Below are 13,509 nucleotides of genomic sequence, written 5' to 3' on the forward strand. Positions count from 1 at the left end.
TGTGGGGTGAGTCTCTCAGACTAGCCTAGGCTGATCGAACGACTACCGCCCCGGGGTGGTCAACCCTTTGAACCCCAGCCTTCGGAGAGCGTTCCATGTCTGACCGTTATATCGACTTCGCCAACTCAAGCCTCGGCCAACGCCTGGTCGCCGCCATTGGCCTGCCGTCACCGGTACGCCTGGAACGCTGGCAGGCCGGGCGCCTGCGCCCGGTTGAGGGTGCATTGTTGCTCGGCGGCGGCGCGCTGGCGGCCAAGGTGCAGGTGTTTGCCAACAAACTCACGGACGCCATTTATAGCTACGGCGACGAGAAATCGACCTGGATTCCCGGCCACGGCCCCAAGCTCAAGGCGGTGGTGTTTGATGCCAGCGACTTGCAGCACACCGACCCGCTCAAGCAACTGCGCGAATTCTTCCAGCCGTTGCTGAAAAACCTGGACCACAGCGCCCACCTGGTCATCCTCGGCCGTGCGCCGGAAAGCCTCAGCGATCCGTTCGCCGCCAGCGCCCAGCGTGCCCTCGAAGGCTTCAGCCGCTCGCTGGCCAAGGAGCTGCGCAACGGTGGCGTCCTGCAATTGCTCTACGTGGGCGAAGGTGCCGAGGAGCAGTTGGAAGGTGCGTTGCGGTTTTTCCTGTCGCCCAAAAGCGCCTATATCTCTGGCCAGGTTATTCGCCTGCAGGCTTGCGCCACGCCGGTCGAGGACTGGACTCGCCCGCTGGCCGGGCGCAAGGCACTGGTCACCGGCGCCGCCCGTGGCATTGGCGCGTCCATCGCAGAAACCCTGGCCCGCGACGGCGCCGAGGTGATCCTGCTCGACGTGCCCCAGGCCAAGGCCGACCTCGAAGCCCTGGCCGCACGCCTGGGTGCGCGGAGCGTGCTACTGGATATCTGCGCCGAAGACGCTGCCGGCCAGTTGATCGAACACCTGCCCGACGGCCTCGACATTCTGGTGCACAACGCCGGGATAACCCGCGACAAAACCCTGGCCAACATGACCCCGGAATACTGGGACGCGGTGCTGGCGGTCAACCTCAATGCGCCGCAAGTGCTGACCAAGGCGCTGCTCGACGGCGGCACCCTGCATGACAACGCACGCATCATTGTGCTGGCCTCTATCAGCGGGATTGCGGGCAACCGTGGGCAAACCAACTATGCCGCCAGCAAGGCCGGGCTGATCGGCCTGGCCGAGGCGTGGGCGCCGCTGCTCAAGGAGCGCGGCATCAGCATCAACGCCGTGGCCCCGGGCTTTATCGAAACCCAGATGACCGCGCATATTCCGTTCGCCCTGCGTGAGGCCGGGCGGCGTATGAGTTCCCTGGGCCAGGGCGGCTTGCCGCAAGACGTCGCCGAAGCCGTGGCCTGGCTCGGCCAGCCAGGTTCCGGTGCGGTCAGCGGGCAAGCGCTGCGGGTGTGTGGGCAAAGTCTCTTGGGAGCGTAAGCATGCAATGGCAGACACTGGGCAGCACTCCACTTCTTGCGCCGCTGTATTGGCGCGCCGCGCTCAAGCGCAAGATCACCGGCAGCAGCTTGCCCGAGCAGGGCTTGCGCTGCCGGGTGAGCGTCGACCCCAAGGCGGTCGCGGCGTATCGCAAGGTCTGCGGGTTTACCGACAGCGCCGTGCTGCCAGCGACTTACCCGCACATCCTGGCGTTCGGTTTGCAGATGCAGTTGCTCACCGCCAACTCGTTCCCCTTCCCGCTGCTGGGGTTGATTCACCTGAGCAACCGCCTGCGCATTCATAGGCCGCTGGGCGGTGTCAGCGAGCTGTTCATCGGCGTCCACGCGCAAAACCTCAAGCCTCATCCCAAGGGCGCGACCTTTGAGCTGGTGACCACCGTCGAAGATTCCCTCGGCCTGCTGTGGGAAGCCGAAAGCCGTATGCTCTGCCGTGGCGTGAAGCTGCAAGGCGAAGCCACGGAGGACATACAGCCCGGCCCCACCCAGGTCAGCGAAGTGACCCGCTGGAAAGCCCCCGCCGATATCGGCCGGCGGTATGCGCGGGTTTCCGGTGACTACAACCCGATCCACCTCAGCGCCCTCACCGCCAAACTGTTCGGTTTCCCCCAGGCCATTGCCCATGGGCTGTGGAACAAGGCACGCACCCTCGCTGCCTTGAGCGAGCACTTGCCTGCGGCAAATATCGAAATAGAGGTGGAATTCAAGAAGCCCGTACGCCTGCCCAGTGAAGTGACTTTACTGGCCAGCGCGGCCGGTTCCAGCGGTGAGTTGCTATTAAAAGGCACCGGCGATATTGAACATATGGTGGGCAAGTGGCAGCCGATCGCCTGATTAATTGTATATACACACGTAAGTTATAGCGGACGTTTTTAATGTCCGCTTTTTCATTCAACTAATTGATTTTTAAAATATTTACATCTTGATACATCCTCCCCATATACCCTTGGTATTAGTCCCTTAAACGGTACACCTCGCCCGTATATAAGTTGTTAATACCAAGTAGAGCATTGAGGGTAACAGCACCTGGGTTTGTTATAGCCCCACGGACAAATGCATCGCTATCCCTAGAAATAGTGAGCGTTTGAAGACAACCAAGGTTGTACAGGTGCAAGGAACTCAATCATGAAAACTCAAGTAGTGTTTTGGAAAGCAAGTACCGCGCTGGCCCTGGCAATAGCAATGACGCTCGGCGGCTGCAGCAGCGGTGGTGGTGGGCATCACAGCGGTGGTTCTTCTTCCACTGATACTGCCGCCGGCGGCGGGGGTACCGGCAGTGGCGGCACGGGTGGCACGGGTGGCGGAACCGACCCCGGCACTAACCCTGGCACCAACCCAGGCACTGATCCTGGAACCAACCCTGGCACGACCAATTCCCCACTGGTTACCGCCACGGTGGCGGACACCCTCGGCGATACCGTCACCGGCGTGGGCGTTACCGTCAGAAGCCTGGGCACCACCCTCGGCAGCCTGCCAATTATTGGCGACACCGCAGATGGCCTGGTGACCTCTCTCGGCACAGCGGTAGGCAGCATCGGCACCGGCGTGTCGGATGGCCTGGGCACCCTGGGTACCGACAGTAATGCCCTGGGCAAAACCGTCGCCGGCGTGGCTAACGGCGTAGCCGACCTGGGCACTGGCGTAAGCACTACCGGTCAGAATGTGGCGACACTGCTGGGGCAAGTGCCCGTAGTCAGCGGTGCCGCCCCCTTGGTAGGGAATGTCGTGGGCAAGGTCGGCAAAGCCGTAACCATGCTCGGCGACACCCTGAGCACTGCCAGCACCACCGGGCCATTGGGCTCGGTTACCGACACCGTGGGCGCCAGAGTGCTGGTGCCCGTGGTGTCCCTGGTGGAAAAAACCACCGGTAAAGTCGGCAATGCCACCGGCCTGGATTCCCCGGTCGGTGGCCTGCTGGAAAAAGTCGGCGCTACCGTCGACGGCCTGGGCGATAAAGTCGCCGACGCCGGCGGCACCGGCAACCCTGTAACCGGCGCAGTGGGTAATGTGCTCAATGGCGTAGGCACTGTGGTCGGCAAGGCCAGCGGTTATGTCGACCCTGGAACCGGCGGCAATGGCAGCGGCAGTGGAGGTATTGGCGGCGCCGCAGGCTTGGGCAACCTGGGCGGCCTGCTGGGTGGTGTGATTGCCGGTGCCGGCAGCGGCCTGGATGCAGGCAGCACCAATGGTGTAATCAGTGCAGCGGGCATCACCGGCATCAAACTCGGCACCACTGTGGCGGCCATCGGCGGCAGCACGCCCAGCACCCTCACCAGCGTGCCGGTCGCCGGGCTCACCGGCCCCATCGGCAGCGGCCTCAACCCGGTCACCAGCGGCGTGCAAAAACTCACCCAAACCATCGGCGGCGCCACTGGCCTGGGCACCCCGATCAACGGCTTGGTCACAAATGTAGGCGGCGCCGTCGGCAGCCTGGGCGGCAAAATCAGCGGCACCAACGCCAACCCGGTCACTAACGCCCTGGGTGGCACCGTGAGCGCAGTGGGTGGCACCGTGGCTTCGATCGGTGGGCTGGTAACCGGCGGCACCAACACCGGTGGCGGCTTACTCGGCGGCGGCCTGAGCATAGGCGCCGGCGCCGGAGCCTCGGCAGCCGCTGGCGCAGGTACAGGTGCGGCTGCGGGTGCCGGAGCGGGGGCTGGCGCCAGTGCAAACGGTGGTCTTCTGGGCGGGCTGTTGGGTGGCCTCACCGGCAAAAAATAGAATTGCACCTGGCCGATTAGACGGCCTCACCTACAGCGCCTACGCTTGGTTGAGACGAGAGACCGCACTAAGTCTCTCGTCTTTTTTATGGGTCAGTGATCGACCCCTGAAAGCACCCGAACCGCGCCCCCAGAGCCCGGCGGGAATCTGCGAAACGCCGCTGCAGTTTTGACCATGGAGTGTCCTATGCGCGCCTTGACGCCGTTGTTGTTACTCACCCTCAGTGCTTACGCCCACGCCGACCCCCTACCCAGCTTCCTCAACAGCAACGAGACCATCCGCAACCTGCCGGTGCCCAACCTGCCCGCCGACGCCTATCGACCGGCAACCCCGCAGACCCAGCTGCCCACGCCGGCAGCCACCGCCGCGCAACCGCTGATGATGGACACCAAAGTCACCATTCGCAAACTGCAGATCGATGGCGGTACGGTCTACCCGCTCAAGGATGCCGCGCAGGCTTTCGAACCGCTGATTGGCCATGAAACCAACCTGGCGCAACTGATCGAAGCCACCCGCAGCATCACCCGGCGTTACCAGGAGGACGGTTACTTGCTGTCCTACGCCTTCCTGCCGGAACAACGCTTCGAAGACGGCCTGGTGCATGTGGTGCTGGTGGAGGGTTATATCCGCGATTACCAGGTGCAGGGGGACATCGGTGCGGTGTCGTCCTACGTCGACAAACTCGCGGCAAAACTCCAGGCCGAACGCCCGCTCACGCGCAAGACCTTCGAGCGCTATACCACCTTGATGAGTGCCATCCCCGGTGTGACCTTGCAGGCCCAAGTGCCGCCGCCAGGCACCACCGATGGCGGCACCTCTATGCAAATCACCGCCAGTCGCAAACCCTTCACCACCAGCATGAGCCTCAACCAGGCCAGCCGTGGCGGTACGCAAGCACTGCTGACCGCCACCAGCAATTCGTGGACCTCCATGGGTGAACAACTGAGCGTCAGCGGCCTGTTCCCGCCCGGCAACGATAAGGAGCACTACTACCGCGCAGCCTACAGCCAGTTCATTAATGCCGAGGGCACCCAACTGGTGCTGTCAGGTGAACGCTACCGCGCCGACCCCAGTACCAGCCTGCAACTGGGCGAAGGCCTGGAACTCAAGCCACACCAGGCAATCGACCGTTACTCCGTCGGCTTCAGCCACCCGCTGATCGCCTCGCCCAATGAGTCGTTGACCCTCGGCACCCGCCTCTACGCCGTCGACCAGACCACCCGCTACAAACTGGAGGGGCTGGCGCAACGCCTGGAACTGGAAACCGACCTGCGTGCATTTGCCTTCGAGGGTGACTGGCGCAAGGCCGATACCACCCAATTGCGCATCCTCAGCGCCGGCCTGTACCAGGGCACCAACGGCATGGGTGCCAAGACCCGATCCGACTTCGGCGGGCTCAAACCGGACCTGGATTTTTTCCGCCTGCGCCTGTCCGGCGTGCAGAGCAACAAGCTCTTCGAGAACTGGCAAGGCGTGCTTTCCGGCGCGCTGTACTGGAGCGACGACACACTGCCCGACAGCGAGCGCGCGACCTTCGGCGGGCAGAATTTCGGCCGTGGTTATCCCGATGACCAAGGCTCGGGCGACAAGGGCTGGGGCGTGGCCTACGAGGTCAACTACAGCTACAACCGCGCCGGCGAATGGGTGCGGATCCTGCAGCCCTATGTGGTGTTCGACCGCGCCAAGACCTGGTTCAACGACCTGCCGGTCAAGGGCAACGACATGTCATCGGCCGCCGTCGGCCTGCGCTTTGGCGACGCCAAGTACTACAACATCTCCCTGGAAGCGGCCAAGCCGATGTCGGAAGTGGCATTGGACAATTTCGATCGGCGGCCGCGCTATACGCTGAGTTTCAGTTATCAGCTCTGAAGAGAGCTGCACGTTACAAGCTTTAAGCGGCAAGTTGACGCTAAGCGCTTCAACTTTTCGCTTAAGGCTTGAAGCGTGTGGGCGCGTTCTGAGGAAAAAGGCTGTTCAACGTATCGATCAACCGCACCAGGTAGATCGGCTTGCGAAACAGGTCCAGCACCTGCAGGCGCAGCATGTCGCTGACGTCGTCCATTTCGGCATGGCCAGACATCACAATCACCGGCAGGTGCGAGCGTGAGGTGTGTTCGCGCAGGCGCTTGATCAAGGAAATACCACTTTCCTCGGGCATGCGCAGGTCCGTGATGACTAGGGCGATATCGGGATGAAGTGTCAATTCTTGCAGGGCGAAGGTGACGGAGTTGGCGGTAAAACAGACAAATCCCTCATTGCCGAGGGACTCAGCGAGCTCAATCAGAGCGTCCTCTTCGTCATCTACCAATAATATTTGTTGGCGAGACGAAGAAGATGCGCTCATAGCCGTACCTGAAAATAGTGGTTAATCGTCATGGCCAGCACAACTTTCACGTCAAGTAGCTGTGACCATTTTGGTGGAAATGGAGTTGAAAATGGCGGCGATTTTGGTTCCAAGCCCTGACCCGGCACCAATAATAACCAGTGCAACGAGTGCCACAATAATGGCGTACTCGATCCCGGAGGCGCCCTCTTTGCGCTTGAAGAATAGTTGCGTCTGAACATAGAACTTCAACATCAGGTCAAGGAACATAAGACTTCTCCCTAATACGCCACTGAAAGCCGGTACGGCTCTAGCACGATGTCCGCAGCGTGCCACTAGAGCATTGTCAACAAACCGCCCCCTCACAACTGTAATAACGAATTAATCACAAAGTATTAGTCGCACCGTTGGCGCCACCCACCCGCCTGTTAAAAGGCTGCTTTTATAGCTCAGGTAAATTTTTGGTCAGGTAATGGCATTTCGTCCTAGCTGAGCTACCTTCAAATAGCCAAATCGTTAGATGTTCATTACAGCCAGGTTGCGGATTAGCACGTTTGGATTAACGTGCAGGTAGTGCAACGGGAAAGGGAGAGCCGTCATGAACAGTCGTATCAGCATAGTCCTGGCCGGCTTGTTGCTGATCGGGGCATTGATCGCCGGGTACTGGGGGCTGGTGCTGAGTCGTCAGCCGGAGCCTGTTGCAGCACCTGTCGTTTCCGTTCAAAACACCGTCGCCGCCGTCGAGGACCCATCCCGCCAACCGGTCGTGGTCCTGGTGCATGACGTTCCCGCTTTCGCTGCGCTCACCGCTGCCGACCTCGTCGTGGAAAAACTGCGCACGGTGCCCGCCGGCAGCCTGACTCAGCTGGACCAAGCCATAGGCCGCATGCCATTGCGCGACCTCGGCGCCGGCACCTGGCTCACCCAGGAAAGCTTCACCGGCGGCGGCCCGCTCGCCCGTATGATCCGCCCCGACGAACGTGCGCTGGCCGTGGCCGTGGACGAGGTGATCGGCGCCGCAGGCCAGTTGAGCCCCGGCGATTACGTGGATGTGCTGCTGTTTTTGCGACAGGACGCCAGCAACAGCGAACAGTCGGCCCAGATCGTGCTCCCGGCCATGCGCCTGCTCAGCGTCGGCGACCAGTTGGGCCTGGCCAATGATGGCAAGCCCGCCGTCCCGCCGCCGACCACGCCCGAAGAACGGGCCCTGGCCGCCCAACGTCGGGCCGCTGCACGCACGGTGGTGCTGGCCGTTCCGGAACCGTTATTAAGCCGCCTGATGCTCGCAGCTCAAGCCGGGGTTTTGCGCCTGGCCGTGCGCAGTGCCGACGAGCAACTGCTCAGCCGCTACTGGGCCGGTGAGAACGACGCCCCGGACAAACTGCAAAGCGCCAATCGTGACCTCTACCAATTTACCCAACTGGCCCTGACCGGTCCGCCGAAAAAGGTCGCGGCGGCCGGCGGTGCGCCGGTACGCCGTGGCATTGAAGTGATTCGCGGCGCCCAGGCGGCCCCATAAACTCCGTAATTGAGCAAGGATGCCTTGAATGAGCCATCGCTACGCGCCCCTGTTCATGCAAATGACCTGGGCCTTGATGCTGTCGAGCCTGCCGGTCGGCCTGGCACTCGCAGCGCCGGGCAACTGCAGCGCCTTGGGCCAACTGCCCGCCGTGGTCGAGGTGGGCGAGGGCCTGCAACAGGATCTGCAATCGCCGGTAGCGATTACCCGCCTGGCGATTGGTGATCCGAAAATCGCCGATGTGCGGGTTAACGGCGACCGCAGTTTCCTGCTCACCGGTGTAGGCCCCGGGACCACTAGCCTGTTGGTCTGGACCAGCTGTTCGACCACGCCCCGCCAGAGCATGGTGTTCGTCAAAGGCAAGGCTACGTCGGCGCTGACCAGCCTGTCGTTGTCCCCCTCCGAAGACCCGACATTGCCCAGCCAGGTGCAGACCGACATCCGCTTTGTCGAAGTCAGCCGCACCAAGCTCAAGGAAGCCAGCACCAAGTTCCTGGGCATGGGCACCAACTTTTTCCTCGGCAGCCCCAGCCTGCTTTCTCCCTCGGAAGGGGTGTTCAAACTGCCGGTGAGCGCGACAAATTTCAACGTCGGCTTCGGCGGTGGCCGGGTCAAAACCCTGATCAATGCCCTGGAGCGCAGCGGTTTTGCCTATACCCTGGCGCGCCCGAGCCTGGTGGCCATGAGCGGCCAGAGCGCGACGTTCCTGGCGGGCGGTGAGGTGCCGATCCCGGTGCCCAGCGCCGGCAGCGACACCATCTCCATCGAGTACAAGGAGTTCGGTATTCGCCTGACCCTGACGCCCACCGTTATCGACCGCAACCGCATTACCCTCAAGGTGGCGCCGGAGGTCAGCGAACTGGACTACAGCAACGCGGTGGTGATCCAGGGCATCCAGGTGCCGGCCCTGACCGTACGGCGTACCGACACCAGCGTGTCACTGGCCGATGGCGAAAGTTTTGTGATCAGCGGCCTGATCAGCACCAACAACAGTTCCACCTTCAGCAAGTTTCCGGGGCTGGGTGATATCCCGGTCCTCGGTGCGTTTTTTCGCGACACGAATATCAGCCGCGAGGAAAAAGAACTGCTGATGATCGTCACGCCGCATCTGGTCCAGCCGCTGGCCGCGAATGCCCAGTTACCGTCCTTGCCGGGCGAGAAACTGCGCAACTATGACCCGAACTGGTATCGCATGTTCTTCCTGGAAAACGGTAATTTCGACCGTCGCACTGGACTTTCCCAATGAGCGATAGCCTGAGCCAGACGTTTCTGGCAATTACCCGCAATACCACCGACCTGGAATGGCTCCAGGGTGCCCTCGCGCCTCTGGGCCAAGTCGTCAGCGCCGGCGGTGGCAGCCTGGACGAGTTGCTCGCGCTGGTGGACGTCACCTTCGCCAACCTGGTGTTTGTAGGCCTGGACCGTGAAAACGTGGTGGCCCAGAGTGCGCTGATCGAAGGTGCGCTGGAGGCCAAGCCAATGCTTGCGGTGGTCGCCCTGGGCGATGGCATGGACAACCAACTGGTGCTCAACGCGATGCGCGCCGGTGCCCGCGACTTTGTCGCGTACGGCTCGCGTTCCAGCGAAGTGGCGGGCCTGGTGCGACGCCTGAGCAAGCGCCTGCCGACCGTGGCCCCACACACCCAACTGGGTGGCCTGACGGTGTTGTTCGGCACCCAAAGCACCGCCGATGGCGCGATGCTGGCGACCCACCTGGCGCTGGTGGTGCAGAAAAGCGGGCAGCAGACCCTGCTGCTGGACCTGGGTTTGCCACGCAGCGACAGCCTGGCGCTGCTGGGCCTGGAGAGCACTTTTAATTTCGGTGATGCGTTGCGGCATTTGCGCCGCCTCGATACCACCTTGATCAACAGCGCCTTCACCACGGCTCTGGATGGCCTGCGCATCCTCGCCTACGCCACCGGTGACGAACCGCTCAAACTGACCAGCGCCGCCGAGCTGTACATGTTGCTCAGCGCGCTGCGCCAACACTTCCAGCACATCGTCGTGAACATTACCGGGCAACCCGACAGCGAAGCGCTGCGCACCTTTGTCAGCCACTGCGACAAGCTGCTGTGGTGCACCGACCAGAGCGTGCTGGACTGCCGCCGCAACCTGGCGGTGCTCAACCGCTGGCGCGACAAAGGCATGAAGCTTGACCACGCCAAGCTGGTGGTGGACCGCTACATCAAAGCCTGCGCACCGGACACCGAAGCCCTGGAAAAAAGCTTCGGCCTTGAGTGCATCGCCGTACTACCGCTGAGCGCCGAACTGCGCCTGAACGTGAAAAACCAGGGCCAGACCCTGTTCGCCCTGGCGCCACGCGAACCCTTGTCCCAAGCCGTGCGCGCCCTGGGCGAACGCCTGGCGAAACGCTCCGAGGGCCTGGAAAAACCTTCGATGCGCTGGTTTGAACGCTTTCTGGGGTCGGGACGATGAACGGCGAAAAACTCTTCGGCAGCCCGGCCCGTGGCGTCGGCGGCAACAGTGATCACGACGGGCTGAAACTGGTGCTGCATCGCTACATCATCGACGCCATTGAAGAGTCGGGTAAGAACCTGCTCGAAGGCACGCGCCAGTCCCTGGCGCAGTTTGTCATCGACAAAGTGTCCGAATACATCACGCGCATGCGCCTGGCGATCTCGCGCTATGAAATGGAGCGCCTGGCCGAGGAGATCGTCGACGAACTCACCGGTTTCGGCCCCCTGGAAGTATTGCTGCGTGACCCCTCGGTGACAGAGATCCTGGTCAACGGGCCGCACCGGGTGTTTATCGAGCGCGACGGCCTGCTGCACCAGAGTGATCTGCGCTTTATCGACGATCACCACGTGGAGCGCGTGATGCAACGCATCCTCGCGCCGCTGGGGCGGCGCCTGGATGAGTCTTCGCCGATGGTGGATGCGCGTTTGCCCGACGGTAGCCGAGTCAACGCGATTATCCCGCCGATCGCCTTGGACGGGCCGTGCCTGTCGATTCGAAAATTCCGCAAGGACATGCTCAAGAGCAGCGACCTGGTGGCCATGCAGACCATCGATCAAAGCATTTTCGAGTTCTTCCAGGAGGCGGTCGGCAAGCGCTGCAATATCCTGATCAGCGGCGGTACCGGCACCGGCAAGACCACGCTGCTGAATATTCTCAGCCAGCTGATCAACCCCCACGAACGGCTGGTGACCATCGAAGATGTCGCCGAATTGCAGCTGGGCCACCCCCATGTGGTGCGCCTTGAAACCCGCCCGCCAAATGCCGAAGGCCACGGTGAGGTGCGCTCCAGCGACCTGATCCGCAACGCCCTGCGGATGCGCCCGGACCGCATCATCCTTGGGGAAATCCGTGGCGTGGAAGTGCTCGATGTGATGACGGCGATGAACACCGGCCACGACGGCTCCATGAGCACCGTGCACGCCAACAATGCTCAGGATGCGCTGCTGCGCCTGGAAACCCTGGTGGGCCTGACCGGCCGCGTGATCGCCGAAAAAACCCTGCGCCAGATGATCTGCGCCGCGCTGGACGTGGTCATTCAACTGACGCGCATGCCCGATGGCCGCCGCTGTGTGAGCGAGGTGGTGGAAGTGGTCGGCGTGCGCGACGACGTGTATGTCACCAACACCCTGTTCCGGCTGGACCGGCGCACCGGTTTCGGTTTCCTGCGCGAAGCCATCAACCCGGCCGGCGACAAACTGCGCCGTGAATCGGCCTTGCCGCTCTAGGGAGCAACCGATGACTGGACCTCTGTTGCTGCTTGTTTGCCTGCTGATGATCGGCCTGTCGCTTTGGCTGTTTCATAACGGCCTGCGTAGGGCCCAGACCAACCGCGTGCTGGAGCGCCTCGGCAACGGTCAACCCGAGGCACAGGAACAGCCCACCACCTGGACCGGTCTTGAGCGCATGTTTATGCGTGCCGGGCTGGGCAAACCCACGGATCGCCTGGGCCTGTGGATCGGCGCTTGGGTGGCTGGCGCCGTGCTCGGCTACCTGATCGCCGACGGGTTGGGCCTGCTGGTGATGGTAGTGGCGCCGCCCCTGGTATTGCGCCTGTATATCGCCTGGCGTTACCAACAGCGCGTGCGGCGCATGGTCGAGCAATTGCCGCAGTTGCTCGACCACAGCGTGCGCAGCCTCAAATCCGGCAGAACCCTGGCCGACGCTGTATTGGGCGGCATCGAGAGTGTGGAAAACCCCCTCAAGGAAGCCATGGGCCGTGTGCAGCGCAACGTGCGCATGGGGGTCAGCCTGCCGGACTCGGCCAGCGACTTCGCCGAGTTCTACGAGCAGGACGAATTTCGCCTGTTCGCCCTGGGCCTGAAGGTCAACCATCGCTACGGCGGCAACGCCAGCGAACTGCTGGAAAACCTGATCAAGATGATTCGCGAGCGGGAACAAGGCGCCCGCCAACTCAAGGCCATGACCGGTGAAACGCGCATGACCGCGTATGTGCTGGGCGGGCTGCCGATTCTGATGGTGGGTTATTTCATCATGGTCAACCCCGGCTACCTGATGACCATGTGGAACGATGAAACCGGGCGCAACATGCTGTTCGGCGCAACGGCCATGGACCTGGCGGGCACTTTTGCCATGTGGCGCATGCTGAGGAGTATCTGAGATGGTGCTGCTGGCGTGCGCCCTGGTGTTGCTCGCCGCCGCCATCTTGGTCGGCGGTCATTTGCTGGAGCGCCGCCGCCGCGATCGACGGGTCGCCGAGCGTTTGCAAGGGCGGATGGCCGCCGAGGACAAACTCGGCAGCTTCATGCGCCAATTGGGCGCAAGCACCCTGGCCCAGCGCTCGGTCAGCCTGGATAACGAGACCCAGGTCCTGCTTAACCGGGTGGGCTGGCGCAAGGCAAGCCAACGCTCGCTGTTTGCCGCGTGCCAGATTGGCGTGCCCTTCGTGCTGCTGGGCCTGACCGTGCTCGGCCAGGAAGTTTTCTTCCCGCAGGTCACGCCTGCCTGGATCGCCCCGGTGCTTGCGCTGGGTATCGGCTACCTGCTGCCAAAACGTGTGCTGGCGGCAGCCGCCAAACATCGGCAGCAGCGCATCGCCAAAGAAATCTCAACCTTCATTCCACTGCTGCGGATCCTGTTCGAGTCCGGCATGGCGGTGGAACAGTCACTGCGCGTGCTGGGCAACGAAGCACAGCAATTGCTGCCCAACCTCACCCATGAGTTGCGCCTGATCCTGGCGCGGGTCGATTCCGGACTGGAGCTGAGCGAGGAGCTGGGCAAGACCGTTCGCGTGCTTGAAGTGGATGAGTTCACCGACACCTGCGTCATCCTCCAGCAATTGATCCAGCAGGGCGGCGGCGCGATGAAATCCTTGCTGGCGCTCAAGCAACTGCTGGATGACCGGCGCCTGACCCGCCTGCAGGAATACATCTCGAAAATGTCGGCCAAGATGTCGGTAGTGATGATGGTGTTCCTGTTTCCAGCCTTGCTGATCGTGCTGGGCGGCCCGGCCTTTATCGGCATTGCCCGCGCATTGAGCCACTTTTGAGGAGA

The 13,509-nt window shown here is 62.3% G+C and carries 12 protein-coding genes; 10 read left to right on the forward strand and 2 right to left on the reverse strand.

What is annotated here, in order from left to right:
* The first annotated feature begins 95 nt into the window (after window positions 1–95).
* The 4 genes from LRS56_23170 to LRS56_23185 all read left to right on the forward strand — a co-directional run bounded on the left by LRS56_23170 (window position 96) and on the right by LRS56_23185 (window position 6,046).
* A complete protein-coding gene (locus tag LRS56_23170) occupies window positions 96–1,439 on the forward strand; it encodes a 3-oxoacyl-ACP reductase (GenBank protein WDU61673.1) in 1,344 nt (447 codons plus the stop codon).
* 2 nt (window positions 1,440–1,441) lie between these two features.
* On the forward strand, window positions 1,442–2,290 hold the full coding sequence (locus tag LRS56_23175) for a MaoC family dehydratase (GenBank protein ID WDU61674.1): 849 nt from the start codon (window positions 1,442–1,444) through the stop codon (window positions 2,288–2,290).
* 291 nt (window positions 2,291–2,581) lie between these two features.
* Complete coding sequence (locus tag LRS56_23180) at window positions 2,582–4,177, forward strand: collagen-like triple helix repeat-containing protein (protein ID WDU61675.1); 1,596 nt, start codon at window positions 2,582–2,584, stop codon at window positions 4,175–4,177.
* A 186-nt stretch (window positions 4,178–4,363) separates the two neighbouring features.
* On the forward strand, window positions 4,364–6,046 hold the full coding sequence (locus LRS56_23185) for a ShlB/FhaC/HecB family hemolysin secretion/activation protein (protein WDU61676.1): 1,683 nt from the start codon (window positions 4,364–4,366) through the stop codon (window positions 6,044–6,046).
* A gap of 61 nt (window positions 6,047–6,107) precedes the next feature.
* Here the strand turns inward: LRS56_23185 and LRS56_23190 are convergent, their stop codons facing one another.
* Both LRS56_23190 and LRS56_23195 read right to left on the reverse strand, forming a co-directional pair.
* Window positions 6,108–6,521 (reverse strand): response regulator, encoded by a 414-nt coding sequence (locus LRS56_23190; protein WDU61677.1) that lies wholly within the window; start codon window positions 6,519–6,521, stop codon window positions 6,108–6,110.
* A 51-nt stretch (window positions 6,522–6,572) separates the two neighbouring features.
* Window positions 6,573–6,770 (reverse strand): Flp family type IVb pilin, encoded by a 198-nt coding sequence (locus tag LRS56_23195; protein ID WDU61678.1) that lies wholly within the window; start codon window positions 6,768–6,770, stop codon window positions 6,573–6,575.
* Window positions 6,771–7,098: 328 nt separating this feature from the next.
* Between LRS56_23195 and cpaB the strand changes: the two genes are divergently transcribed.
* The 6 genes from cpaB to LRS56_23225 are packed head-to-tail and all read left to right on the forward strand — an operon-like array spanning window position 7,099 to window position 13,504.
* Window positions 7,099–8,019: a Flp pilus assembly protein CpaB gene (gene cpaB, locus LRS56_23200; GenBank protein ID WDU61679.1), complete on the forward strand. Its 921-nt coding sequence runs from the start codon at window positions 7,099–7,101 to the stop codon at window positions 8,017–8,019.
* A gap of 28 nt (window positions 8,020–8,047) precedes the next feature.
* On the forward strand, window positions 8,048–9,265 hold the full coding sequence (locus tag LRS56_23205) for a type II and III secretion system protein family protein (protein ID WDU61680.1): 1,218 nt from the start codon (window positions 8,048–8,050) through the stop codon (window positions 9,263–9,265).
* Window positions 9,262–10,455, forward strand: coding sequence for a pilus assembly protein (locus LRS56_23210; protein ID WDU61681.1), 1,194 nt, complete (start codon window positions 9,262–9,264; stop codon window positions 10,453–10,455). Before LRS56_23205 ends, LRS56_23210 begins: the two co-directional genes overlap by 4 nt.
* A complete protein-coding gene (locus LRS56_23215; GenBank protein ID WDU61682.1) occupies window positions 10,452–11,723 on the forward strand; it encodes a CpaF family protein in 1,272 nt (423 codons plus the stop codon). The genes LRS56_23210 and LRS56_23215 overlap by 4 nt, the downstream gene beginning before the upstream one ends.
* Window positions 11,724–11,733: 10 nt before the next feature.
* Window positions 11,734–12,615, forward strand: coding sequence for a type II secretion system F family protein (locus LRS56_23220; protein WDU61683.1), 882 nt, complete (start codon window positions 11,734–11,736; stop codon window positions 12,613–12,615).
* A 1-nt stretch (window position 12,616) separates the two neighbouring features.
* Complete coding sequence (locus tag LRS56_23225; protein ID WDU61684.1) at window positions 12,617–13,504, forward strand: type II secretion system F family protein; 888 nt, start codon at window positions 12,617–12,619, stop codon at window positions 13,502–13,504.
* Window positions 13,505–13,509 lie beyond the last annotated feature (5 nt).

The organism is Pseudomonas poae (genome assembly GCA_028869255.1).
GTDB lineage: Bacteria > Pseudomonadota > Gammaproteobacteria > Pseudomonadales > Pseudomonadaceae > Aquipseudomonas > Aquipseudomonas poae_C.